Consider the following 23,852-nt stretch of genomic DNA (forward strand, 5'->3'; position numbering starts at 1 on the left):
TCACTCCCTGTCTTCGCGGACGTCTTCGCGGATGTTCTCACGGATGTCTTCGCGGACGTCTTCCCGGATTTTCTCGCGAATGTTCCCGCGTCCGTTCCCTGTCGTTCCTCTTCGTGCCGTCGGCGGCCGTGCCGACCCCTGACGGGCCGGTGCCCGCGAGGGCGCGGGCCGCCGCCCGGCGCGGCCGTTCAGGCCAAGCCAGCTTAGAGCCCGCACGACCGGTCCCGGGCCACGGGCGGCCAGCGCCTCGGCCGCTCCGGGCTCCTGCTTGGCGAACGACACCAGCATGCCGAGCGCGGCGAGCGTCGGCAGCAGCGCCGACCCGCCGTACGACACCAGGGGCAGCGGAATGCCGGTGACCGGGAAGACCCCGATGACCGCGCCGATGTTGACGACGGCCTGCCCGGCGATCCAGGCGGTGGCGGCGGCCGCCGACAGCCGGACGAAGGGATCCGCCGTCCGGATGGCGATGCGCAGCCCGGCGTACCCGAGCAGGCCGAACAGCGCGACCACCACGAGCGTCCCCATCAGCCCGAGCTCCTCGCCGATGATGGAGAAGATGAAGTCGCTCTCGGCGTGCGGCAGGTAGTTCCACTTCTGCCGGCTGGCGCCCAGCCCGATGCCGAACCAGCCGCCCGAGCCGATCGCCATCAACCCCTGAACGGACTGGAACCCCTCGTTCTGCGCGGTGTCCCACGGGTGCAGGAAGCCGGTCAGGCGGTCGAGCCGGTACGGCTCGGCGACGATCATAGTGGCGGTCGCCAGCGCGAGCAGCGCGAGGATCCCGCCGAACAGCCGCACCGGCGCGCCGACCACCCACAGCAGCGCCAGGAAGATCATCATGAGCACGAGCGTCGTGCCGAGGTCGCGCCCCAGCATGACCAGGACGGCCAGCAGGGCCACGCCCGGCATCAGCGGGATCAGCAGCTGTCGCCATTCGATCCGGCCGGCGCGCGCCCGCGTCGCGAGCAGGTCGGCGCCCCACAGCACCAGGGCCAGCTTCGCCGGCTCCGACGGCTGGACCGAGAACGGGCCGACGACGATCCACCGCTGGGCGCCCAGCAGTTCCTGGCCGAGGAAGATGACCAGCAGCAGGCCGAGGATCGACAGGCCCATCAGCGGATAGCCGGCCAGACGGAAGAACCGCTGCGGCAACCGGGAACAGACCCACATCAGGGGAAGCCCGATCGCCACCGACGTGACCTGCTTGAGGAACCAGTAGAACGGGTCGCCGGTCCGCTGCAGCGCCTCGATGCTCGACGCCGACAGCACCATCATCAGCCCGAGCGCCAGCAGCAGCGCGCTGCAGCCGAGCACCAGGTGGTAGGACGTCAGCGGGCGCGCGAGCAGCTCGCGCAGCGCTGCGAGCTGGGCGCCGGCCCAGCCGACGGGCTCGGGCCCCTGACGCTCCGCCTTCCCCGCGGTGGCGGCGCCGGCGGAGCCGGTCGTGGGGCCCGTCACCGGGCCGCCAGCCGCTGCACGGCTCGGGCGAAGGCCTCCCCACGCGCTCCGTATCCGGCGAACATGTCCAGCGACGCCCCTGCGGGGGCGAGCAGCACGGTGTCACCCGGGGTGGCGAGCCGGGCGGCTTCGGCGACGACACGGTCCATGACCCCAGTGTCTTGCCCCGGCACGTCCACGACGGGGACATTCGCGGCGTGTCGCGCCAATGCGCGGCGGATCACATCCCGGTCGGCCCCCAGCAGCACCGCGCCGCGCAGCCGGGGCCCGGCCTGCCGTACGAGGTCGTCGACGTCGGCGCCCTTGAGCTGGCCGCCCGCGATCCACACGATCGACTCGTAGGCGGCCAGCGACGCGGCGGCCGCGTGCGGGTTGGTGGCCTTGGAATCGTCCACGTAGTCGACCTCGCCGACCCGGGCCACGTGGGCGATCCGGTGCGGGTCGGGCGTGAACTCCCGCAGGCCGCGCCGTACGGCCTCGGGCGGCACGCCATACGCGCGGGCCAGGGCGGCGGCGGCGAGCGCGTTGGCGACGTTGTGCGGCGCGAACGGCCGCACGTCGGCGAGGCACGCCAGCTCCTCCGCCGAGGTCGCCGGGTCGGCCACGAACGCCCGGTCGACCAGCAGGTCCTCCACGACCCCGAGCTGCCCGGGCCGGGGCACGGCCAGCGTGAAGCCCAGCCGCGAGGCGTACGGCTCGGCCAGGCGGGACGACCACGCGTCGTCGGCGTTGTAGACCACGGTCCCCGCCCCCGCGTAGACACGCGCCTTGGCCGCGGCGTACTCCTCCATCGAGCCGTGCCAGTCGATGTGGTCGGGCGCCACGTTGAGCACGGCCGCCGCGAGCGGGGCCAGGGTCGAGGACCAGTGGAGCTGGAAGCTCGACAGCTCCACGGCCAGCACGTCGTACGGCCCGTCGACGGCCTCGACGATGGGGACGCCGACGTTGCCCACGGCCACGGCCTTGTGCCCGGCGGCCGACAGCATGGACGTGAGCATGCGGACGGCGGTGGTCTTGCCGTTGGTGCCGGTCAGCGCCAGCCAGGGGGCCGCGGGCTCCCGCCGCAGCCGCCAGGCCAGCTCGACCTCCCCGATGACCTCGACGCCCGCCTCCGCGGCGGCGACGAGCAGCGGGTGGGTGGGACGCCAGCCGGGCGAGGTGACCAGGAGCGAGGTCCCCGCGGGCAGGGCGGGCTCGCCGAAGCGCACCTCCACGCCCAGCTCGGCGAGCTCGGCGGCCGTCGCGCGCTGCCGCTCGCCGTCCGCGGCCTCCAGCACGGTGACACGCTCGCCGCGCGCCGCCAGGGCCCGCGCCGCGGCGGCGCCCGACACGCCGAGGCCGGCGACGACGACGTTCACTGTTTCGGCATCCATTCGAGGTAGAACAGTCCGAGACCGGCGGCGACGCACAACGCGGCGATCAGCCAGAAGCGCACCACGATCGTAGTCTCCGCCCAGCCCGACAGCTCGAAGTGGTGCTGGAGCGGCGCCATCCGGAAGACGCGTCTGCGGGTCAGCTTGAAGGACCCGACCTGGATGATCACCGACATCGTGATGATCGCGAACAGGCCGCCCAGGATGACGAGCAGGAGCTGGGTCCGGGTGGTGAAGGCCAGGCCGGCGATCACGCCGCCGAGGGCCAGCGAGCCGGTGTCGCCCATGAAGATCTTGGCGGGCGGGGCGTTCCACCACAGGAAGCCCAGACAGGCGCCCAGCACCGCCGCCGCGACCACCGCCAGGTCGAGCGGATCTCGCACCCAGTAGCAGTTGGGGCCGAAGCCGACCGTCGTGCAGCTGTTGCGCAGCTGCCAGTTGCCGATCAGCACGTACGCCGCGAGGACCAGGCAGGTGGCGCCGGAGGCCAGGCCGTCGAGGCCGTCGGTCAGGTTCACCGCGTTCGAGAAGCCCACGATGAAGAACACGACCCAGATCATGAACCCGATCAGCCCGATGGACGGGCCGATGTCCCGCAGGAACGACACGCGCGTCTCCGCGGGGGTCACGGCGTAGGCGTTGGGGAACCGCAGGACGAGCACCGCGAAGATCGCGCCGACGACGAGCTGCCCGCCCGCCTTGGCGCCGCTGCGCAGGCCCAGGCTCCGCTGCTTGTAGATCTTGATGAAGTCGTCGAGGAAGCCGACCGCGCCGAGGCCCGTCATCAGGAACAGCACCAGCAGGCCCGAGGCCGTCGGGGGGTCGCCGACCGCCGAGAAGACGGTCGCCCCGTGGGCCGCGAAGTAGCCGATCAGCGACGCGATGACGATCACCGTGCCGCCCATCGTGGGAGTGCCCTTCTTGTCGTAGTGCCCCGACGGGCCCTCCTCCCGGATGTTCTGGCCATAGCCCCTGCGGGCGAACAGCCGGATGGCCAGCGGCGTGCCGACCATGGACAGAATCAGCGAGATCGCCCCCGCGATGAGGATGTTCCTCACCGGGCGTCACCTCCGAGGATCGCCTCGGCGACCCGCTCGAGTCCGGCCGCGCGCGGCCCCTTCACCAGCACCACGTCGCCCGGCGCGAGCCGGTCCGACAATTCCCGCGCCGCCGCCGCGGCGTCCGGGGCGTGGATCGCGCCGGGCGCGCCCCGCAGCACCGGCTCGGCGTCCTCCCCCACGACGACGACCGCCTCCAGGCCCGCGCCCGCGGCCAGCCGCCCGAGGTCCTCGTTCAGCGCCGGGCCGTCCTCGCCCAGTTCGCGCAGCGCGGCGATCACCGCGAACCGCCGTCGTCCCTCGCCGATCACCGCGAGGCTGCCGAAGGCGGCCCGCATGCTGTCGGGGTTGGCGTTGTAGGCGTCGTTGATCACGGTCACGCCGTCGGGCCGCTCGGTGACCTCCATCCGCCAGCGGCTGCGCGGCTCGGCCGCCGACAGTTCCTCGGCGATGTCGGCCACCGGCAGCCCCAGTTCGTGCGCGGCAGCCGCCGCGGCCAGGGCGTTCTCCACCGTGTGCGCGCCGTACAGGCGCAGGCGGACCGGGGCGGCGCCGGACGGGGTGCGCAGCGTGAACGAGGCGCGGCCGGTCGCGTCGAGCGTCTCGTCCTCCGCCCGCACGTGCGCCTCGGGCGAGCGCCCGAAGTAGGTCACCCGCGCGCTCGTACGGCCGGCCATCGCGCGCACCAGCGGGTCGTCGGCGTTGAGCACGGCGACCCCGTCGGCGGGCAGCGCCTCGACGAGCTCGCCCTTGGCCTGCGCGATCGCCTCCTTGCCGCCGAACACCCCGAGATGCGCGGTGCCGACGTTGAGCACGACGCCGATGCGCGGCGGGGCGATCCTCGCGAGGTAGGCGATGTGGCCGATGTTGCGCGCGCTCAGCTCGAGGACCAGGAACCGGGTGGTCTCGTCGGCCTTGAGGACGGTCAGCGGGTGGCCGATCTCGTTGTTGAACGAGCCGACGGGGGCGACCGTGGGGCCGAGCCGGGCGGCGAGCCCGGCCAGCAGGTCCTTGGTCGTGGTCTTGCCCGCGGATCCGGTCACCCCGACCACGGTCGCGCCGGGCAGCTCCGACAGCACGGCGGTGGCGAGCGAGGCCAGGGCCGCGAGCGGGTCGCCCACGATCACGGCGGGCGCGTCGACGGGCCGGGTGGCGAGGACGGCGACGGCGCCTGCCTCGCGGGCCTGCCGGGCGAAGTCGTGCCCGTCGGCCCGTTCACCCTTGATCGCCACGAACAGCGAGCCCGGTCCGGCCGCCCGTGAGTCGATCACGACGGGTCCCCGGACCACGGCCGCGGGGTCGGCCGCTCCGTTCAGCGCTCCGGACGTGATCTCGGCGACCCGGGCCAGCGGCATCGGGATCATGGTGTCTTTCCTGCTCTCTTTCGCGTCGCTAACTCGGCCGCCAGGGCACGGCCCGGCATCGGCTCACGCATCGGCGGCCTCTCCGGCCGCCCGCCGCGCCCGGCTCCGCTCCGCGATGGCCGCGGCGGCCACCTCGCGGTCGTCGAAGGGAATGACCTCGCCTCCGACATACTGCCCCTGCTCGTGCCCCTTGCCGGCCACAACTACCACATCTCCGGGCGCCGCACCGCCGACGGCCAGGCGGATGGCGGCCGCCCGGTCCGGCTCCACGACCACGTGGCCCCGCTCCTTGATGGGTACCCGCAGCGCGCCCTCCAGCATCGCGGCGAGGATCGCGAGCGGATCCTCCGTACGAGGGTTGTCGCTGGTGAACACGGCCAGGTCGGCGAGGCGGACGGCGGCCTCGCCCATCATCGGGCGCTTGCCGCGGTCGCGGTCGCCGCCGCAGCCCAGCACGATCACCAGGCGGCCTCCCGGCCCGTCGTCCAGCACGGCGCGCAGCGAGCGCAGGACCGACTCCACCGCGCCCGGCTTGTGCGCGTAGTCCACGATCACCTGGACGTCGTCCGCGCCCGGCACCCGCTCCATCCGGCCCGGCACCCCGGTGAACTCGCCGACGCCGGTCACCGCGGCCTGCAGCGGGACCCCGGCCTCCACCAGCGCCACCAGCGCGCCGAGCGTGTTGGCCACGTTGAAAGGACCGGGCAGGGCCACCGACACCTCGGCCTCGACCCCGCCGGGGCCGACGAGGCGGAACGCGCTGCCGGCGGCGCCGAGGCGCACGTCCTCAGCGCGCCAGTCGGCCTCCGGCGCCCCGGTGGCGGAGAACGTGGTGATCGGGATCTTGGCCGTGGCGGCCAGCTCCCGCCCGTGGGCGTCGTCGATGTTCACCACGCCCGCCCGGCTGAGCTCGGGGGTGAACAGGCGCGCCTTGGCCGCGAAGTAGTCGTCCAGGTCGCGGTGGAAGTCCAGGTGGTCCTGCGACAGGTTGGTGAAGATCGACACGTCGTAGAACAGGCCGTCCACGCGGCCGAGCGCCAGGGCGTGGCTGGAGACCTCCATGGCCGCCGCGCTCACGCCCCGCTCGCGCATCAGCGCGAACAGCCCCTGCAGGTCGGTCGCCTCCGGGGTGGTGAGCTCGGGGGTGAACCGCACGTCGCCCGCGCGGATCTCCACGCCGCCGACCAGGCCGGTGCGGTGGCCCGCCGCCCGCAGGCCCGCCTCCAGCAGGAACGTCGAGGTGGACTTGCCGCTGGTGCCGGTGACGCCGATGAGCGTGATGCCGGCCGCGGGCTTGCCGTACACCCAGGCGGCGACCTGTCCGAGCACCGCCCTCGGGTCGGGCACGACGAGGACCGGCAGCCCGGTGGCGACGGCCCGGTCGCGGCCGTCGGCGTCGGTCAGGATCGCCGTCGCGCCCGACGCCAGGGCGTCGCCGGCGAACTCCGCGCCGTGCCGGGCGTTGCCGGGCGCGGCCACGTACAGGTCGCCGCGCCGCACCCGGCGCGAGTCGAGGGTGATGCCGGTGACCGTGCCGCGCACCGCCCGCGCTCCGGGGGACGGGACGGCCGACGACGTGCCGAGCAGGGACGCCAGCGCGGACAGCGGACGGGCCTGGACGGCCTCGGGACGCATGGACGACGGGGAACGCACGGCGAGAGCGTACCCCCCTCCGTCGCTCGCCCCGGCCACTCCTGCTCCGGTCACTCCGCCGTCACTCCGACGGGCGAAGGACCATCGCGGGCGCCTTCGTGCCGGTCGGCGGGATCTTCCTGCTCTTCAACGCGAAAGTCATGACTTCCTTGAACACCGGGGCGGCGACGGAGCCGCCGTAGTGGTCTTTCTTCGGGTCCTGGATGACCGCCAGGGCCATCAGCCGGGGCTGGTCCGCGGGGGTGAATCCGACGAACGTGGCGGTGTACCCGCAGTATCCCGCGCACTTCTCGTCGTACCGCATGGCGGTACCGGTCTTGCCTGCGACACGGTAGCCCTCGATCGAGGCCTCCTCTCCCGTGCCCTCGTGGCCCACCACGGCCTCCAGCATCAGCGCGATCTTCTCGGCGGTGGCCTCGCTGATCACCCGTGTGCCCTTGGGCGCGGGGCTGGGGACGAACGCGCCGTGCTCGTCGGTGGTGCCCGCCACGATCGAGGGGGTCATCCGCACTCCGCCGTTGGCGATCGTCTGGTAGACGCTGGCCATCTGCAGCGCGGTGACCGAGATGCCCTGGCCGTAGGCGATCGTACAGCGCTGGCTGCCCGACCACGTCTGCCACTGCGGCAGCAGGCCGGCCTGCTCGCCGGGGACACCCGATCCGCTGCGCGCGCCGAACCCGAAGGACCGGAACATGTCGTACAGCCGCTGGCTGGAGATCTTGTCGGATACCATGATCGTGCCGACGTTGCTCGACTCGGCGAGGATCCCGGTGAAGGTCAGCGACTCGGGCTTGTGCGGGTGGGCGTCCCTGAGCTGCTGGTCGGCGCACTGGATGTGGTCGGGCACGCGGAAGACGGTGTCGGGCGTGACCACGCCCGCCTCCATGGCCGCCGCGGCCGTGATCACCTTGTTGGTGCTGCCCGGCTCGAACACCTCCGACACGGCACGGTTGGCCCGCTCCTGCGCCGGGGCCGACTGCCAGGCGTTGAGGTCGGCCTGGGGCGCGTTCGCCATGGCGACGATCTGCCCGGTCCGCACGTCCATGACGATCACGCTGCCGCTGCGCGCCCCCGTCGCATTGACCTGCCGGTCCAGCGCCTGCTCCGCGGCCCACTGGATGTCCCTGTCGATGGTCAGGCGGACGTCCCGCCCGGGCACCGGCGCCTCGCGCTGGCTGCGCGTCATCGGGATGCGCTGCCGGTTCGCGCCGAGTTCGACGCTCTGCTTGCCGTCCTTGCCCGCGAGGATGTCGTCGTAGGCGCTCTCCAGGCCCTCCAGGCCCCTGCCGTCGACGCCGACGAAGCCGAGCAGGCCGCCCGCGAGTGAGCCTCCGGGGTAGAGGCGGCGGTAGGTCTCCTTCACGCCCACGCCCTTGAGCTCGAAGCCCATGATGCGCTTGGCCCGCGGCGGCTCGACGTCGCGGGCGAGCGGGATGTACCGCTGGGTGGTCTTGGCCAGCGCGGCGGCGATCTGCTCCTTGGGCTTGTTCAGCTCCCGTGCCAGCGTGGTGGCGACCAGGTCGCGCTTGGCCGGGTCGACGTCCTTGGGGTCGACGTAGATCTCCCTGGCCTCGACCGTCACGGCGAGGTCATGTCCCGCGGCGTCGGTGATCGAGCCGCGCTTGGCGGGCAGCGTCTCGGGCCGCACGCGCTGCTCGGCCGCCCTCGCCTGGAGCACCTTGGAGTCGAAGCCCTGGAGCTGGACCAGCCGGCCGGCGAACAGCGACAGCACGATCGCCATCACCACCAGCGCCGCCCTCAGCCGCCGGGCGGGGTTGCCCAGCCGGAGCACGGCGGGCGGACGCGGCGGGCCCGGCGGGCCCGAAGAACGCTGCGGGCCCGACGGGCGTTGCGGTCCTGATGGGCGCTGGGGTCCTGACGGGCGCTGCGGTACTGATGGGCGCTGGGGGCGCGGCGGGGCGCCGCCGGCACGGAGACGGCTCGCGGCTGCCCCGCCTGTCGCGCCGGGCGCTCCCGGCGCGTGCGGCCGCGGTGCGCCGGTCCTGCCCGGGGCCCCTGCCTTCGCCGAAGCGCCGTCTCCGGGCGTTCCCGATGTTCCCGGGACGCCGGGCCTGCCGGACGCGCCGGACTTCCCGGAAGCGCCGGACCTTCCTGAGGCACCCGGCCTTCCGGGGGCGCCGGAACGCGGCCGGTCAGAGGTTCCCTGCGCGCCCGCACGCGACTGCCCGGATCCCGCGCCGCGCGCCCGGTCCTCCTCGCCCGGTCCGCTCGCGCGCCGCGGGCGCCCCTCGCCGGGGGCGGGATGCTGCGCGACGACGCGACGCGGGCCGCCGCCGGGCACGCGGGGCTCGCCCCTTCGCTGCGTGCGAGCGGGCGGGACGGATCCGCCCGGCGCGGACCGGCGCCTTCCTGGCGACTCGCCGGTGCGGCCGTTCGGGGCGTCGTCGCGGCCGCTCGCGGCGTCGCGCGCGCCGTCCGCCCGGCCGCCGCCCTGCCTGCCACCGCCTTCGGGGGCACCGCCGGTCCGGCCACGCCGTGCCGAGCCGCCCGTCGCGTCGTCGCGTCCGGGGTCGGCAGGCCGGCCGGGCCTCGGCGGCCCGTCCTGGCGGGACGGCCGCCCCGGGGAGCCCGGGCTCCTCCTGTCACCGCCCGGGCCCTGGCCACCGCCTCGCCCGCTGGGACCCCCGCGGCCGGGACCCGGGTTCCGGCCGCTGTCTTTCACCGGTCCGTGCCCTCCTTCTGGGCCTGTTCCTGCGCCGCCGCGCCGCCGCCCGCGTCGATGAACTTCGGCGCGGAGTCGTCGCGCTCGAGGCCCTGCCCCGCGGCCTGCTCCTTCACCGCGTTCGGCTGCGTCCACTGGCGGAGCTGGTTCTCCTGCTCCGCGGCCTGCTCGTGCAGCTCGTCGATGCTCGACTGCAGGTCGCTCAGCCTGAACGAGTCCTGCGAGAGGACCACGTTCAGCAGCAGGAGGGTCACCAGGCCGCCGCACATGAGGCCCACGACGAGCAGCACGAAGGGCGCGCGCGGCGGCCGCCGGAACGCCCGCCGCGCCATTGTGGCACGCGCGGTCGCCGCCGGCCGGGTTTCCTGGCCGGCACGCCGGGCGCGCCGCGGAGCGGGCGCGACCTCGGTGAGGCCACGGGTCTCACGGGAGGGAGCGGGACGGGTGGCCGTACGGGACGCGGCCGTGCCGGTAGCGGAGGTGGCCGTGGCGGCAGTGGCAGGGGCGGCCGTACGCGTCCGGGAGCCGTCGCGCTTCGGGGCCGCGACGGATCCCGCGGACGCCGCGCCACCCGGCCGGGTGGCCGCCGCCGCCTCGCCCCGGCGCGCGTCCGGGCGGGCCTTCCGGGGAGCCGGGGCGGCCTCACGGCGACGGCTCTCCGCGCCGCCGCGGGGGGCAGGGACGGCCTCGCGTGCGCGGTCGTCGCCTGCCGTGGGCGCCCCGGGGCGGACGCGGCGCTTGTCCGGAGCGGCGACGGCCTCGCCCGCCGTCGCGGCGGTCCGGCCCGGCGTGCGGCCGGGCACGCGGGGCGGCGCGGCCGTGCGCCCGGCCGCCCTCCTGCTCTCCTGCTCTGTCCTCATCCCTCGCGGATCCTCTCTGCCGCCCGCAAGCGGGCCGAGGCCGCCCGCGGGTTGCGGGCCACCTCCTCGTCGTCCGGGAGCTCCGCTCCCCTGGTCAGAAGGCGGAACCGGGGCTGGTGAGCCTCCAGGGGGACCGGCAGCCCGGGCGGGCTGGTGTCCCTGGTTCGCGCCACGAGGACCTGCTTGGTGAGCCGGTCCTCCAGGGAGTGGTAGGCGAGCACGGCCACGCGCCCGCCCAGCGCCAGCGCGTCGAGCGCGGCGGGGAGCGCGTGCTCGAGCGCCGACAGCTCTCCGTTCACCTCGATGCGCAACGCCTGGAACGTTCTCTTCGCCGGGTTGCCCCCGGTCCGCCTCGTGGCGGCGGGTATCGCCGCGCGGACCAGGTCGGCAAGCCGTTTCGTGCTGGTGATGGGGTCCTTGGCGCGCTCCTTGACGATGAGGCTCGCGACGCGTGATGCGAAGCGCTCCTCGCCGTAGTCGCGCAGGATGCGGGTGAGGTCCGCGGCGGAGTAGGTGTTCACCACACGCTCGGCGGTGAGCTCCTGCTCGCGGTCCATCCGCATGTCGAGGGGGGCGTCGTAGGAATAGGCGAAACCGCGCTCTGCCTCGTCGAGCTGAGGGGAGGACACGCCGAGGTCGAACAGCGCGGCGTTGACACGGGGCCGTCCGGCGTCACGGAGCACGTCGGCCAGTTCGTCGGAGACGGCGCGCACCAGAGTGATCCGGTCCGCGTACGGCGCGAGCCGGGCGGTGGAGCGCTCGATGGCGGTGGGGTCGCGGTCGATGCCGACGAGGTGGAGGGAGGGGTGGGCGGCCAGCAGCGCCTCGGCGTGCCCGCCGAGACCGAGGTTGGCGTCGACGGCCACCGGCTCTGGTCCGGACAGCGCCGGAGCGAGCAACTCCAGCACGCGATCGAGCATGACCGGAACGTGACCACCCGGCTGACCGGGCTCGTGCGACAACGCTTCCAACCCCCATTTACGCCGCTGTACTCGCGGATTCGCGGCTGTGCCGCCGGTGACTACCCAACGGACCCCCACCCATGCCGGTTCCCGAGAACCGACCCGTCCGGCCAGGTCCCCATCCGCGTCGCCGGCCGTGGCGTCTGACACCGGGGAAGGTGCATCAGCTGCCACATGGGAGCGGGTGGAGACCTCGCCGAACGTCACCGACGGGTCAATTGATCAAAAGAAAGGACCGATCTACAGAATCCCGGGCAGCACCTCCTCCGACAGATCGGAGAATGCCTGTTCCTGGGCCTCCAGGTAGGTGTCCCATGCCTGGGCGTCCCAGATCTCCAGCCGCGTGTTGGCGCCGATCACGACGCAGTCACGTTCCAGCCCGGCGTATCGCCGCAGCGTCTGGGGAATCGTGATGCGTCCCTGCTTGTCCGGCACCTCGTCGGACGCGCTGGCGAAGAAGACACGGCTGTAGTCGCGGACCGCCTTCGCCGTCACCGGAGCGGTACGCAGGGCCTCGGTGATGCGCTGGAACTCCTCTACGGGGAAGACGTAGAGGCAGCGCTCCTGGCCTTTGGTGATCACCAGACCCTCCGCCAGCTCCTCGCGATACTTCGCCGGCAGGAACAGCCGTCCTTTGTCGTCGAGGCGCGGGTGGTGGGTGCCGAGGAACACCGGACCCACCTCCTGTGCCTTGTGGAGCGCTCAGCGCTATAGCCCCTGCCCTCCACTGCGCACCACCATACTCCACTTCTCCCCACCGTCAACTGATTCTGACCGTGTCGGCATTCAAAATCGGCGGCGTTTTCGCAGGTGAAATGGGGTGGGTCGGAGTGGGGCGCCGCGGCGCCCCCCGGCCCGCGCACGGGCGTGTCGGCACCCCGGAAACCCCGGCGCGTACGGGGTTCCCGGCGGCGGCCGGGACCCGGTGGAGGAGACCGGTGGGGGGAAGTGGAGGAGCGCGCCGGGGCGCCCCGGCTTCACGTGTCACGGGATTCGGACGAACGCGGCACGCGACCGTGAAGAGATGCCACAACACTGTGGGCAGTTCACCCGGATTTCCGGACAAAGTCGCCCGAGAACCAGAGGGGACATAGGGTCAGTACACAGAATGGAAAAGGAACGTTTAACGCCCCATTCTCGGGGACGCACCCTCATGGAGGCCTGGTGGCAGTAACTCCCGACGTCACCGATGCTTCAGCCCGGCTCGAGGATCTGATCGACACCGCCCACCGGATCCGCAACTCGATCGAATCGGTGATCGAGGGCAAGAGCGACGTCGTCCGCCTCACGCTCACCGTGCTCCTGGCGGAGGGCCACCTGCTGATCGAGGACGTGCCCGGCGTGGGCAAGACGATGCTCGCCAAGGCCCTGGCGCGCTCGATCGACTGCCCGGTCAAGCGCGTCCAGTTCACCCCCGACCTGCTGCCGAGCGACATCACCGGCGTCAGCGCGTACAACCAGCAGACGCGGGAGTTCGAGTTCAAGCCCGGACCCATCTTCGCCAACATCGTGGTCGGCGACGAGATCAACCGCGCCTCCCCCAAGACGCAGTCCGCCCTCCTGGAGTGCATGGAGGAGCACCAGGTCACTGTCGACGGCGTGACCTACGCGCTGGAGTCGCCGTTCATGGTCATCGCGACGCAGAACCCGATCGAGATGGACGGCACCTATCCCCTCCCCGAGGCGCAGCGCGACCGCTTCACCGCCAAGATCGCGATGGGATACCCGGAGCCGGCCGCCGAGCTGGAGATGCTCGACGTGCACGGCGCCTCCCAGCCGCTGGACAAGATGGAGCCGGTCGCGACCACGGCCGAGGTGGCCGCGCTGATCCGGGCCGTCCGCGCGGTCTACGTCTCCCAGCCGGTCAAGCGCTACGCCGTCGACATGGTGGCGGCCACCAGGCACTCCCCCGACCTGCGGCTGGGCGCCTCCCCGCGGGCCACCCTTCATCTGGTGCGCAGCGCGCGGGCCCACGCCGCGATGTCCGGACGCGACTACGTCATCCCGGACGACCTGCAGGATCTGGCCGTCCCCGTGCTGGCGCACCGCCTGCTGCCGAGCCTGGAGGCGCAGGGGCAGCGCCGCCACCCCGAGCAGCTCGTCGGCGAGCTGATGCGGCGCGTCCCCGTCCCCGACGCCAAGTAGCGGACGCGAGTGAGCCGGGCGCGCCCGGCGATGTGACAGTGAGCAAGTGACGGAGGGCCCATGATCGGGCTGAAGGCTCTGACCCCGCGGGGACGCTCGTTCCTCGCCTCCGGCGTGGCGGCCCTGCTGTGCGCCCTCGTCCTCGGCGAGCAGGACCTGCTGCGCGTGTCCGTGCTGATCATCGCGATGCCTCTGATCGCGTCGCTGGTCGTGGCCCGCACGCGCTACCGGCTGGCCTGCGCCAGGCGGCTCAGCCCGGCGCGGGTGCAGGCCGGCGAGGAGAGCACGGTCACCCTGCGGCTGGAGAACGTCACCCGGCTGCCCACCGGGCTGCTGCTGGTGGAGGACACCCTGCAGTACGCGCTGGGCACGCGGCCGAGGTTCGTCCTCGACCGGATGGAGTCGCGCGGCGTCCGGGAGATCGACTACAAGGTGAGCTCGGACCTGCGCGGGCGCTTCCCGATCGGACCGCTCTCGGTCCGGATCGCCGACCCGTTCGGGCTGGTCGAGCTGGCCCGCTCGTTCACCATCACCGACACGCTCGTGGTCACCCCCGAGGTGGTCGCGCTGCCGCCGGTGCGCCTGTCGGGCGAGTACAGCGGCGGCGGCGACAGCCGTACGCGGTCGGTCGCCGCCGCGGGCGACGACGACGTGGCGCCCCGCGAGTACCGCCAGGGCGACGACCTGCGCCGGGTCCACTGGCGCTCGACCGCGCGGCACGGCGAGCTGATGGTCAGGCGCGAGGAGCAGGAGTGGCAGAGCCGGGGCGCGCTGCTGCTCGACACCCGCAGGCACGCCCACCGGGGCGAGGGGCCGCGCTCGTCGTTCGAGGTCGCGGTCTCCGCCGCCGCGTCCATCGGCGTGCACCTGTCCGCGGAGGGGCTCGCCCTGCGCCTGGTCACCGACCAGGGCGCGCGGCACGTGGTGGACACCGGCCAGTCGTGGTCGCTGCTCGACACGCTCGCCGTCATCCGGCAGAGCACGGCGCGGTCGCTCGAGCACGGCGTCGGCGCGCTGCGCCAGGGCGGCGGGGAGGGGCTGATCATCGCGGTCCTCGGGGCGCTCGACCTGGAAGAGGCCCGGACGCTCGCCCAGCTCAAGCACTCGGGCGTGACCGCCGTCGCGGTCCTGCTCGACCTTTCCTCCTGGGACCGCGCTTCCGGGAGCGGGGCCTCCTGGGACGCCGTCGCCGAGGAGAACGCGCAGGCCGCGCGGTCGGTGCTGACCGGCAGCGGGTGGCGGGTGCTCGACCTGCCCGCCGGCGCCTCGCTCGCCGGGGTGTGGCCGGAAGCCGGAAACAACAGGAGCGCGGCCTGAGCCGGCCGCTCCGGCGTGACGGAAGGTAAGAAGCAATGAAACTGCCGGTTGCGGCGGGGCTGGCCACGGCGGCCGTCACGATCACGCTCTATCCGCTCTTCGAGGGCGGCGCGTGGTTCTGGTCCTGCATGGGGGCGATCCTCGTCACCACCGTGGCCGGGGCGCTGGCCTCCCATCTGGGCGCCCGCCCGTGGGTGGCGCCCGCCGCGACGCCCGTGGCGGTCCTGCTCTATCTGACGCTCGTCTTCACGCCGAAGGAGGCGTGGCTGGGGATCGTCCCCACCAAGGACTCGCTCGTCCGGCTCGCCGAGCTGGTCGCCTCCGGGTTCGACGACATCCAGCGGTACGCCGCCCCGGTGCCGGACAACCCCGGCATCACGCTGCTCACCACGGCGGGGGTGGCGCTGATCGCCCTGCTCGTGGACGTCTTCGCGGTGCGGCTGCGCCGGGCGGCGCTGGCCGGGCTGCCGCTGCTCGCCCTGTTCACCGTGCCCGCGGCGGTGGTCACGGACCCGATCGGGTGGATCGCGTTCGTCGTCGCGGCGTTCGGCTACATCGGTTTGCTCGTCGCCGACGGGCGCGAGCGCCTGAGCCGCTGGGGCCGGGCCGTCGTGGTGCGCCGCTCCTCCGGCTCCGCGCGCGGCGCCGCCCCCGACACCGAGCGGCTCGCCCTGTCCGGCAAGCGCATCGGCGTGACGGCGATCGCGCTGGCGATCCTGGTGCCCGCGGTGCTGCCGGCGCTCTCCCCCGATCCGCTGTTCGGCTTCGGCGTCGGCAACGGCCTCGGCGGGGGCGGCGGCAACATCGGCATCCCCGACGCCATCGCCAAGCTCGGCGGCCAGCTCAGGCAGCAGCGCAACGCGACCGTGCTCACCTACACCAGCAGCGACGACACACCGCGCTATCTGCGGATCTACTCTCTCGACATCTTCGACGGGACGAAGTGGACGCTGTCCCCGCTGCGGGGGCTCTCGGAGGACCGCGTGTCCGAGGGGCCGCTGCCGCCCACTCCCGGGCTCCGCCCCGGGGTGTCGCTGAAGCGCGCCGAGATGCGGGTCGCGATGAGCGAGGACATCGGCAAGCTCAACTTCCTGCCGCTGCCGTACCCGGCCCGGCAGGTCGACGCGGACGGTGACTGGCGCGCCGACCGCTCCTCGCTCATGGTCTTCTCCACGGAGGACGAGGCGGCCGGGCTGGAGTATCGGGTGGTGAGCGAGGAGCCCGAGCCCACCACGACCGAGCTGCGCGCGGCGGTGACCCTCCCGGAAAGCGACCGCTATCTGCAACTGCCCGACGGGCTCGACCCCCGGGTCGCCGCCCTCGCGCGCCGGGTCACCGCGGACGCCGCCACGCCGTACGAGGCCGCGGTCGCGCTGCAGGAGTGGTTCACCCGGGCCGGGCGGTTCACCTACGACGTGCGCGCGTCCGGATCAGGCGCGCAGGCGCTGTCCCGCTTCCTGCTGCGCGACCGCACCGGCTACTGCGAGCAGTTCGCCGGGGCGATGGCCGTGATGGCGCGTCTGCTCAACATCCCGGCGCGGGTGTCGATCGGCTACACGGGCGGCACCAAGATCGGTGACGTGTGGACCGTCCGCACTCACGACGCCCACGCGTGGCCGGAGCTGTTCTTCGACGGGATCGGCTGGCTGCGGTTCGAGCCCACCCCCGCCGGGGCCGGCGGCCAGGGCACGGCCCAGGTGCCGGTGTACTCGCTGCCCGTCACGCCGACGGACGCCCCCACGACGGGCCCGTCCGACGGACCGTCGGCGGACGAGAAGGACGACGGCGGCCAGAGCGCCGGGCCGGCCCGGCCGAACCCGCGCCAGCTCGACCGCGACCTCGACGGCACGGCCATCGCGGCCGACCCGGGCACGCCCGCGGCCGTCAAGATCGGTATCGGCGCCGCCGCCGTGCTCGCGCTGCTGTTGCTGCCGGCCGCCGCGCGGCTCGTGGTGCGCCGCCGGCGCCTTCGCCGGATGACGCGCGGAGGCCACGCGGCCTGGGCCGAGCTGCGCGACCTGCTCACGGACCTGGGAATGGCCGGGGAGCCGAGCGAGACGCCGCGCGCGCTGGGCCGGCGGATCGGCGAGCGGTACGCGCTCGGGCCGCAGGCCGCCGAGTCGCTCACCCGCGTCGTCACGTCCGAGGAGCGGCTCAGGTACGCTCCCACGCCTTCGGCGTCGGGGCCCGTCCCTGCGGACCTTCGCCGGATCAGGCGCGATCTGGGGTCGAAGGCGTCACGGTGGCGGCGCCTGGGGGCGGTGCTGGCCCCGATGTCCGTCCTGCTGCGGGTGCGGGCGGCCGGCGAGGGTGCGCTCGACGTGTTCGACCGGCTGGAGGGGCTGCGGCTCTGGCGGGCGCGGCCCGGCGGAACGCGGACGGCCACCACACCGGAACGCCCCGGCGGCACCGGAGCCGGATCCGGGGCCGGCGACTCCGCGAGGGAGCGGACCCTGACCGGCGCCCGCCGCTGATCCTCGGCGGCCGCCACAGACGACGGCCGGTCGCCGCAGACGACGGCCGGTCGCCGCAGACGACTCGGTGGGCCCGCGAGGCGGGCCCACCGGCGGTGGCTCAGATGGGGATCAGTGCTCGTCGTGGCGGCGGCGCCAGCGCTCTTCCATGCGCTCCATGAAGCTCTGACGCTGGGGGCGGCGGCCGCGGTTGCGGGACGGCGGGGAGTCACCGAACCCGTTCATGCGCTTCCAGCTCGACAGGCCCCACAGACAGGTGGCGAGCATGACCACGAAGCCGGCGGCACCGAGCCAGATCTGGGCCGCGACGACGCCGACCATCAGCAGGACCACGCCGAGTGCGAAGCCTATGGAGGCCTTCACCAGGCGGCGCTTGTAGTGGCTGCGCGGATCGCTGATCCGTACGGTGTTCGCCCACTTCGGGTCCTCGGCATAGAGGGCCTGCTCGATCTGGTCGAGCAAGCGCTGCTCGTGCTCAGACAGCGGCACGGCGCCTCCCAAGGACGGCCCCATTCAGGGGAAGACGGCAACGGACGACACGGGGTGTCCGAACCTCGCGGTCGGTTATCCCCAGAATACGAGGCCTCAGACGTAGGCGAAAGAAAACGTCCAACGCGGTCCAAACCGGAGGTGACGTCATGGACCTATTGGACCAAACGGACGCCGAACAAGCGATGCCGGCTTCACCGCGTCCGGACCGAAACGGCGGGCGGCCCGGTCCATGGCCTGTTCGGCCTCCCGCCAGCCGGTCTCCCGCTCCCCCAGGCCCAGCTGACGCGTCGCCGCGGCGGCCGGAAGCAGGTTCTCCACGCGCACGCCGACCAGCCGCAACCGCACCCGCTCCAGTCCGGCGGCCTCGTAGAGTTCGCATGATGTGTCGAAAATCTCCTTCGCGACGTCGGTCGCCTCGCGCAGCGTACGCGACCGGGTGATGGTCGTGAAGTCGGATCGGCGGAGTTTGACGCTGACCGTGCGGCCGACGTGCCCCCCGGCCCGCAGGCGGGCGGCGACCCGCTCCGACAGCCGCAGCAGCTCACGCCTGATCGTCTCGGGGTCGTCGACGTCGTGCGGGAACGTCTCCTCGTTGCCGATGCTCTTGTCGGGCGCGTGCGGCACCACCCGGCGCTCGTCGCGTCCCCACGCAAGGGCCGCCAGATGCGTGCCGACGGCGCCGAACTCGCGCTGGAGCGTCGCCACCGGCACTTGGGCCAGGTCTCCCACGGTGCGGATGCCGAGCCGCACGAGGGCCTGCTCGGTGCGCTCCCCCACGCCCCACAGGGCGGCGACGGGCAGCGGGTGCAGGAACTCCACGACCCGGTCGGCCGGGACCACGAGCATGCCGTCCGGCTTGCACTGGCGCGAGGCGAGCTTGGCCACGAACTTCGTGCTCGCCACCCCCACCGAGCAGGTGATGCCGTATCGATCGGCGACCTGGGCGCGGATCATCCGGGCGATGGCCGCGGGGCTGCCGAGCCTGCGGCGGGCCCCGCCGACGTCGAGGAACGCCTCGTCGGAGGCGATCGGCTCCACTTCGGGGGTGATCGCCTGGAAGATCTCCATGACGCCGCGGGACACCTCGGCGTACTTGGCGTGGCGGGGCGGGATGACCGTGGCCTGCGGGCAGATGCGCCGGGCCCGGGTCATCGGCATCGCCGAGTGGACCCCGAACCTGCGGGCCTCGTAGGTGGCGCTCAGCACGACCCCCCGCGCGCCGGTGGCGCCGACGATGACCGGGGCGCCCCGCAGCTCCGGGTGGTCGAGCAGCTCGACGCTGGCGTAGAAGGCGTCCATGTCCACGTGCAGGATGGGGCAGCCGCTGTCGTCGACCGGACCGTCCGGCGGTGGCGACGGATCCCGAGGCAGCAGCTGGTTCCGGGACATGAGGTCACCCTACCCGACCACCGTGCTATCCGAACATTGTTTCTACTGGCGGTGAGCGATGACGTGGATCTGGGTGGCGACGTCGCGGAGCACGGGATGGGTCGCCGCCGCCCGCTCCAGCGCGACGAGGCCGTCGGGGTCGCTCTCGGCCAGCATGCCGGGGACGAGGTCGGCGAAGATCCGCACACCGTGCACCTCGCCGACGGTGAACCCCGCGCCGGCCAGCAGCGCGCCCAGCGTCTCACGCGAGAAGCGCCGCGGCGTGGGGTCGCGGTCGCCCCAGCGGCCCGCCGGGTCCGACAGCACCCGGCGCGCCTCGTCGAAGTGGCCGGCCAGCGAGCGGTGGACGGCCGCGGCGACCGAGTTGGCGGCCAGCACGCTCACCACGCCGCCCGGCCGCAGGATGCCGCCGACCGCGCCCAGCGCGCCCGCGGGGTCCTCGACGTACTCCAGCACGCTGTGGCACAGCACCAGGTCGGCGCTGCCGGGCTCCAGCAGGTCGCCGAGGTCGGCGGCGTCGCCCTGCAGGCCCTTCACGCCGACGCCCGTCTCGGCGGCGCGGCGCTCGAGCGCGGCCAGCGAGTCGGGGGTCGGGTCGACCACGGTCACGGCGTGTCCGAGCGTGGCCAGCGGTACGGCGAAGCCGCCCGTGCCGCCGCCGGCGTCCACGATGTCGAGCGTGTCGCGCCCGGTGGCGGCCGTCCGCTCGGCCAGGAGCGCGCGCAGCGCCTCCCAGACGACGGCGCGGCGTGTGGCGTCACGCACTTACGGCCTCCCTGTCGGGTGTGTCGGAGCCGGCGGCCCCTCGGAACCGCCGGGCTGCCGGAGCCGCCGGGCCGAGGGCCGTGGGGTCAGAGCGAAAGCGAGGGCTTGAGCTGCTTGAAGCGGGCCAGCAGTCCGTTGACGAACTGCGGCGACTCGTCGGTCGACAGCTCCGCGGCCAGGTGCACCCACTCGCTGATGACCACGCCCTCCGGAACCTCCTCCGACCACAGCATCTCGTAGGTCCCGCCGCGCAGGACGTTGCGGTCCACGGCCGGCATGCGCTCCAGGGTCCAGCCCTCGGCGTACGTCGAGATCAGCTCGTCGATGCGCTCCAGGTGCCGGACCACGCCCTCGACGAGGAAGGAGGTGTACTCGTTGACCGGCGGGTCCGCCCGCTCCACCCGCTCGGCGAGCACGTCGAGCGGGCTGACCTGCCGGGCCTCGGCCTCGAAGAGGATGTCCAGCGCGCGGCGGCGGGCCTTCCCCCGAGCCGACACGTCAGGCCCGACCGAGGTACTCGCCGGTGCGAGTGTCGACCTTGACCTTCTCGCCGGTGGTGATGAAGAGCGGGACCTTGATCTCGGCTCCGGTCTCCAGGGTGGCGGGCTTGGTGCCGCCGGTGGAGCGGTCGCCCTGCAGGCCCGGGTCGGTGTGCGAGATCGTCAGCTCCACCGCCGCCGGCAGGTCGACGTACAGCGGGTTGCCCTCGTTGAAGGCGACGGTCGCGGTCGTGTTCTCCAGCATGTAGTTGGCGGCGGTGCCCACCACGTCGCGCGGGACGTTGACCATGTCGTAGGTCTCGGTGTCCATGAACACGAAGTCGTCGCCGTCGAGGTAGGAGTACTGCATGTCGCGCTTGTCGACGTTGGCCACGTCGACCTTCACGCCGGCGTTGAAGGTCTTGTCGACGACCTTCCCGGACAGGATGTTCTTGAGCTTGGTGCGGACGAACGCGCCGCCCTTACCCGGCTTGACGTGCTGGAACTCGACAACGGTCCACAGCTCCCCACCGTCGAGCTTGAGCACGAGTCCGTTCTTCAGGTCGTTCGTCGTCGCCACGTAGCGTCTCCCGCGTGCGGCTGCCCTACAGGACGAGCAGCTCCTTGGTCGTCAAAGTGAGAAGCTCCGGCCCGTCACCACGCGTCACAAGCGTGTCCTCGATGCGCACACCGCCCCTGCCCGGGAGATAGACCCCCGGCTCGACGGTGATCGGAACTCGATCCTCTAGTCTACCGGTCCTGCCAGGGCCCAGGAACGGCAGCTCGTGGATCTCCAGTCCGACCCCGTGGCCCAGCCCGTGACCGAATCGCTCGGCGTGACCCGCCTCCGCGATCACGTCGCGCGCCGCGGCGTCCACCTCGTGCGCCGTCGCCCCCGGCCGTACGGCGTGGCGGCCCGCGCGCTGGGCCTGCCGTACGAGGTCGTAGATGTCGCGCTGCCACGCGGCGGGCGGGCCCACCGCGACGGTGCGGGTCATGTCGGCGTGGTAGCCGTCGTAGCGCGCGCCGAAGTCCATGGTCACCAGGTCGCCCCGCTCGACCGGCCGGCCGGAGGGCGAGTGGTGCGGGATCGAGCCGTTGGGTCCGCTCGCCACGATGGAGTCGAAGGCCGGCTTGTCGGCGCCGAGCTCGACCATGGCGGCCTCCAGCCACCGGGCGATCTCCCGCTCGGTGACGCCGGGGGCGATGCGCTCCACGACCATGGAGAAGGCCTCGTCGGTGATCGCGCAGGCGCGGCGCAGTGCGGCGATCTCCCCCTCGTCCTTCACGGCCCTGACGGCCTCCACGAGGCCGCCGACCGGGCTGAGGCCCGCATGCTCGGCCGACAGCCGCTGGAACTGCCCCACCGGCATGTGGTCGGCCTCCACCGCGACCCGCGCCGCGCCCGGCCCCCGCTTGAGCAGTGCTCCCGCGACGTCGCGGTCCTCGATCACCTCGACGCCGGAGCACACCGCCCGGGCCGTCTCCAGGTAGCGCGAGTCGGTGGCGAGGGCGGCCTCGCCCGTCGCGGCGACGAGCACGGCGGCGTTGGAGCTCGTCAGGCCGGTCAGGTAGCGGACGTTGACCGGCCAGGTGACGAGGGCGGCCGCGGCCTCGTGCTCGCGCAGCGCCCCGGCCAGCCGTGCCCGGCGCGCCGCATGGATCGCGGCGGTTCCGGTGGCGGCGGTTCCGGCGGGTGCGGCGTGAGTCCCTTGGGCATCGGTCACGGACGGACTCTACCGCCGCCTCCGCGGGTGCCCTCTCGGGCTCCTCTCCCCCGCCCATCCCGCCGCCCGGCGTCGTCCGGCGGGCGGCGGGGCGCGGGGTCCGGGGATGCGGCGGTCAGGAGGCCAGGTCGCGGATCCTCTCGATGAGCTTGACGCGCTCCTCGTGGGTGCGGGCCATGGGGGCGACGTTGAGCGTGGTCACCCCGGCCTCGCGCAGCGCGGCGAGCCGCTCCCTGATGTGCCCCTCGGGGCCGACCAGGGACATGCGCTCCAGCAGTTCCCTCGGCACGAGCGCCTCGGCCTCCTTCTTCCTGCCCTCCAGGTAGAGGTCCTGGATCTGCTCGGCCTCCTTCTCGTAGCCGTAGCGGCGGGCCAGGTCGTTGTAGAAGTTCCTGCCCTTGGCTCCCATGCCGCCGATGTAGAGGGCGGCCATGGAACGGCCCAGTTCCAGCACGTCGCCGACGTCGTCGCCGATCGCCAGCATGGCCTGGGCGATCACGTCCAGCTCGCCGAGCGCGGGGTCGCGGCGCTCCCGTCCGGCGGCGAGCGACGCGCCCCACACGTCGCCCGCCTTCTCCGGCACGAAGAAGATGGGCTCCCAGCCCTCTGCCAGCTCGGCGGCCAGCTGCACGTTCTTCGGCCCGATGGCCGCGATGACGATCGGGATGCGCTCGCGCACCGGGTGATTGATCAGCTTGAGCGGCTTGCCGAGACCGGTGCCGCCCTCCAGCGGCAGCGTGTAGTGCTTGCCCGCGTACTGCAGCCGCTCGCGCCGCCACACCGTGCGGCAGATCTCGATGACCTCGCGGGTGCGGCCGAGCGGCGCGGTGTACGGCACGCCGTGGAACCCCTCGATGACCTGCGGGCCCGACGTGCCGATGCCGAGCGTGAAGCGCCCGTCGGAGACGTAGTCGAGGCCGGCGGCCGTCATGGCCAGCAGGGCCGGCGTACGGGAGTAGATCGGCAGGATGCCCGAGGCGATCTGCAGCCGCTCGGTCCTCGCCGCGATGTAACCGAGCTGGCTGACGGCGTCGAAGCTGTAGGCCTCGGCCACGAACACGATGTCGAGCCCGGCCTTCTCGTAGTCGGCCAGCTCGGCGACGGTCTCCTTGAAGCCGCCCGAGTAGTTGAGGGCCATCCCGATCCGCATCCGCTTCGTCCTTCCGCGCGTGAACCCGCCAGTAACCGAATGATGTTCCGTACTCGGTCCCAAGGCTAACGAGCCGGGTCGGGCATGACCACCGTCAGGGTCGGCGGCCGACGCCTCCGAGCACCCGGCAGGAAGCCGCCGCGCAGCGGCAGCGCGTCGGGCTCGGCCCGCCACTCGTTCAGCGGGACCGGTCCGGGCTCGACCACGTCGAACCCGTCGAAGAACCCGGCGATCCGCGCGGCCGGCCTGGCCTCGAACGGCGCGTTGGCCCTGCCGTACACGCCGCCCGCCGCCATCGCCTCCGGGACGGAGGTCCGAGCAGGCGTGCGAGATGACGACGTGACTAGCGAGTCGGGGGCCTGCGCCGGCGCGATCTCGTGACGTTGCCCTGCGTCGGGAGTCCCGCACCGAGGTCGAGGAACCGGCGGATGCCGCACTCGGCCGCCAGGTAGCGCACGGCCCGGCCGAGGAACGCGCGGTTCTCCCGCGCCGCGCTCACC

The 23,852-nt window shown here is 73.3% G+C and carries 21 protein-coding genes; 3 read left to right on the plus strand and 18 right to left on the minus strand.

Annotated features, from left to right (window positions below; translation table 11 throughout):
• The 9 genes from ftsW to mraZ all read right to left on the minus strand — a co-directional run bounded on the left by ftsW (position 1) and on the right by mraZ (position 12,086).
• Positions 1 to 1,359, minus strand: a complete 1,359-nt coding sequence (ftsW, locus tag ABZ860_RS05290; RefSeq protein ID WP_357216310.1) for a putative lipid II flippase FtsW — start codon at positions 1,357 to 1,359, stop codon at positions 1 to 3.
• A gap of 98 nt (positions 1,360 to 1,457) precedes the next feature.
• Positions 1,458 to 2,834 carry a UDP-N-acetylmuramoyl-L-alanine--D-glutamate ligase gene (murD, locus tag ABZ860_RS05295; RefSeq protein ID WP_357215360.1) on the minus strand — a complete coding sequence of 459 codons (1,377 nt, stop codon included), beginning with the start codon at positions 2,832 to 2,834 and terminating at the stop codon, positions 1,458 to 1,460.
• Positions 2,816 to 3,892: a phospho-N-acetylmuramoyl-pentapeptide-transferase gene (mraY, locus tag ABZ860_RS05300; RefSeq protein WP_357215363.1), complete on the minus strand. Its 1,077-nt coding sequence runs from the start codon at positions 3,890 to 3,892 to the stop codon at positions 2,816 to 2,818. Before mraY ends, murD begins: the two co-directional genes overlap by 19 nt.
• Positions 3,889 to 5,256: a UDP-N-acetylmuramoyl-tripeptide--D-alanyl-D-alanine ligase gene (gene murF / locus ABZ860_RS05305; protein WP_357215366.1), complete on the minus strand. Its 1,368-nt coding sequence runs from the start codon at positions 5,254 to 5,256 to the stop codon at positions 3,889 to 3,891. The genes mraY and murF overlap by 4 nt, the downstream gene beginning before the upstream one ends.
• A gap of 63 nt (positions 5,257 to 5,319) precedes the next feature.
• Positions 5,320 to 6,891, minus strand: a complete 1,572-nt coding sequence (locus ABZ860_RS05310) for a UDP-N-acetylmuramoyl-L-alanyl-D-glutamate--2,6-diaminopimelate ligase (RefSeq protein WP_357216313.1) — start codon at positions 6,889 to 6,891, stop codon at positions 5,320 to 5,322.
• A 79-nt stretch (positions 6,892 to 6,970) separates the two neighbouring features.
• On the minus strand, positions 6,971 to 8,701 hold the full coding sequence (locus ABZ860_RS05315) for a penicillin-binding protein 2 (protein ID WP_357215369.1): 1,731 nt from the start codon (positions 8,699 to 8,701) through the stop codon (positions 6,971 to 6,973).
• Positions 8,702 to 9,588: 887 nt separating this feature from the next.
• On the minus strand, positions 9,589 to 10,452 hold the full coding sequence (locus ABZ860_RS05320) for a hypothetical protein (protein WP_357215372.1): 864 nt from the start codon (positions 10,450 to 10,452) through the stop codon (positions 9,589 to 9,591).
• The gene (gene rsmH / locus ABZ860_RS05325; protein ID WP_357215375.1) at positions 10,449 to 11,372 is read right to left on the minus strand and encodes a 16S rRNA (cytosine(1402)-N(4))-methyltransferase RsmH; all 924 of its coding nucleotides are present in this window, start codon (positions 11,370 to 11,372) and stop codon (positions 10,449 to 10,451) included. Before rsmH ends, ABZ860_RS05320 begins: the two co-directional genes overlap by 4 nt.
• 282 nt (positions 11,373 to 11,654) lie before the next feature.
• Positions 11,655 to 12,086 carry a division/cell wall cluster transcriptional repressor MraZ gene (gene mraZ, locus ABZ860_RS05330; RefSeq protein WP_079318531.1) on the minus strand — a complete coding sequence of 144 codons (432 nt, stop codon included), beginning with the start codon at positions 12,084 to 12,086 and terminating at the stop codon, positions 11,655 to 11,657.
• A 492-nt stretch (positions 12,087 to 12,578) separates the two neighbouring features.
• Between mraZ and ABZ860_RS05335 the strand changes: the two genes are divergently transcribed.
• From ABZ860_RS05335 to ABZ860_RS05345, 3 genes are read left to right on the plus strand one after another with little or no spacing between them, the layout of a single operon-like run.
• Positions 12,579 to 13,559 carry a MoxR family ATPase gene (locus ABZ860_RS05335; RefSeq protein WP_357215378.1) on the plus strand — a complete coding sequence of 327 codons (981 nt, stop codon included), beginning with the start codon at positions 12,579 to 12,581 and terminating at the stop codon, positions 13,557 to 13,559.
• Positions 13,560 to 13,619: 60 nt separating this feature from the next.
• On the plus strand, positions 13,620 to 14,876 hold the full coding sequence (locus ABZ860_RS05340; RefSeq protein ID WP_357215381.1) for a DUF58 domain-containing protein: 1,257 nt from the start codon (positions 13,620 to 13,622) through the stop codon (positions 14,874 to 14,876).
• Between the two features lie 35 nt (positions 14,877 to 14,911).
• Positions 14,912 to 17,350, plus strand: a complete 2,439-nt coding sequence (locus tag ABZ860_RS05345) for a DUF3488 and transglutaminase-like domain-containing protein (RefSeq protein ID WP_357215384.1) — start codon at positions 14,912 to 14,914, stop codon at positions 17,348 to 17,350.
• A 111-nt stretch (positions 17,351 to 17,461) separates the two neighbouring features.
• Here ABZ860_RS05345 and ABZ860_RS05350 read toward each other — a convergent pair whose 3' ends face one another.
• From ABZ860_RS05350 to ABZ860_RS05390, 9 genes are all read right to left on the minus strand, one after another.
• The gene (locus ABZ860_RS05350; RefSeq protein WP_079318513.1) at positions 17,462 to 17,839 is read right to left on the minus strand and encodes a DUF3040 domain-containing protein; all 378 of its coding nucleotides are present in this window, start codon (positions 17,837 to 17,839) and stop codon (positions 17,462 to 17,464) included.
• Positions 17,840 to 17,986: 147 nt separating this feature from the next.
• A complete protein-coding gene (locus ABZ860_RS05355) occupies positions 17,987 to 19,231 on the minus strand; it encodes a DNA polymerase IV (RefSeq protein ID WP_357215387.1) in 1,245 nt (414 codons plus the stop codon).
• Positions 19,232 to 19,273: 42 nt separating this feature from the next.
• Entirely contained in the window at positions 19,274 to 19,996 is a 723-nt protein-coding gene (locus ABZ860_RS05360; protein ID WP_357215390.1) for a methyltransferase domain-containing protein, read from the minus strand.
• A gap of 86 nt (positions 19,997 to 20,082) precedes the next feature.
• Complete coding sequence (gene nusB / locus ABZ860_RS05365; protein ID WP_357215393.1) at positions 20,083 to 20,493, minus strand: transcription antitermination factor NusB; 411 nt, start codon at positions 20,491 to 20,493, stop codon at positions 20,083 to 20,085.
• A gap of 1 nt (position 20,494) precedes the next feature.
• Positions 20,495 to 21,055, minus strand: coding sequence for an elongation factor P (gene efp, locus ABZ860_RS05370; protein ID WP_079318503.1), 561 nt, complete (start codon positions 21,053 to 21,055; stop codon positions 20,495 to 20,497).
• Between the two features lie 25 nt (positions 21,056 to 21,080).
• Complete coding sequence (locus ABZ860_RS05375) at positions 21,081 to 22,202, minus strand: aminopeptidase P family protein (RefSeq protein ID WP_357215396.1); 1,122 nt, start codon at positions 22,200 to 22,202, stop codon at positions 21,081 to 21,083.
• Between the two features lie 115 nt (positions 22,203 to 22,317).
• Entirely contained in the window at positions 22,318 to 23,352 is a 1,035-nt protein-coding gene (locus tag ABZ860_RS05380) for an LLM class F420-dependent oxidoreductase (RefSeq protein WP_357215398.1), read from the minus strand.
• 65 nt (positions 23,353 to 23,417) lie between these two features.
• Complete coding sequence (locus ABZ860_RS05385; protein WP_357215401.1) at positions 23,418 to 23,648, minus strand: SAM-dependent methyltransferase; 231 nt, start codon at positions 23,646 to 23,648, stop codon at positions 23,418 to 23,420.
• Positions 23,649 to 23,695: 47 nt separating this feature from the next.
• On the minus strand, positions 23,696 to 23,851 hold the full coding sequence (locus ABZ860_RS05390; protein WP_357215404.1) for an SAM-dependent methyltransferase: 156 nt from the start codon (positions 23,849 to 23,851) through the stop codon (positions 23,696 to 23,698).
• Position 23,852: the final 1 nt, after the last annotated feature.

Source organism: Microbispora sp. NPDC046973 (assembly GCF_040644495.1).
GTDB lineage: Bacteria > Actinomycetota > Actinomycetes > Streptosporangiales > Streptosporangiaceae > Microbispora.